The sequence below is a fragment of the Chromobacterium sp. ASV23 genome (genome assembly GCF_016428945.1).
Taxonomy (GTDB): Bacteria; Pseudomonadota; Gammaproteobacteria; order Burkholderiales; family Chromobacteriaceae; genus Chromobacterium; species Chromobacterium sinusclupearum.
Genome location: NZ_JAELTR010000211.1, coordinates 1 through 413, shown reverse-complemented (window position 1 = coordinate 413; position 413 = coordinate 1). Strand labels below are relative to the sequence as shown.

General features: G+C 44.3%; 1 pseudogene. It reads right to left on the bottom strand.

The window, feature by feature from the left end:
- A pseudogene (locus tag JHD59_RS22290) lies at window positions 1-103 on the bottom strand (glucose-1-phosphate cytidylyltransferase); the annotation flags it as partial.
- Window positions 104-413: the final 310 nt, after the last annotated feature.

The window sequence follows — 413 nt, the reverse complement described above, 5'->3', positions numbered from 1 at the left end:
AGAGTATCGGTCTCCCACCGATTTCGATCATTGGCTTAGGTTTAAGATGGGTTTCTTCGGAAATTCTTGTTCCCAATCCACCTGCTAACAAAACCGCTTTCATGATGTCACTACTCCAGATTGATCAGATGTAATAATTTCCAACCGTTTTCTCATAAAGTACTCAGTTACAGGCAGACAACTTTACTTTAACTAGCTTTCCAAGTACGCCAGTATTTCAACAGCAGCCTCGCGGCCTTGATTTACCGCTCGAACCACCAAGTCGGCTCCACTCACCATATCTCCACCAGCAAAGATCTGGGCATTGCCAGTTTGATAAGAGAATCTATTCTTTGAACGAAACAGAATGCGGCCGTTGGATGCAGTTGCTATTCCATGAGCGTCAAACCAGTCCTGTCTCTTATACACATCTG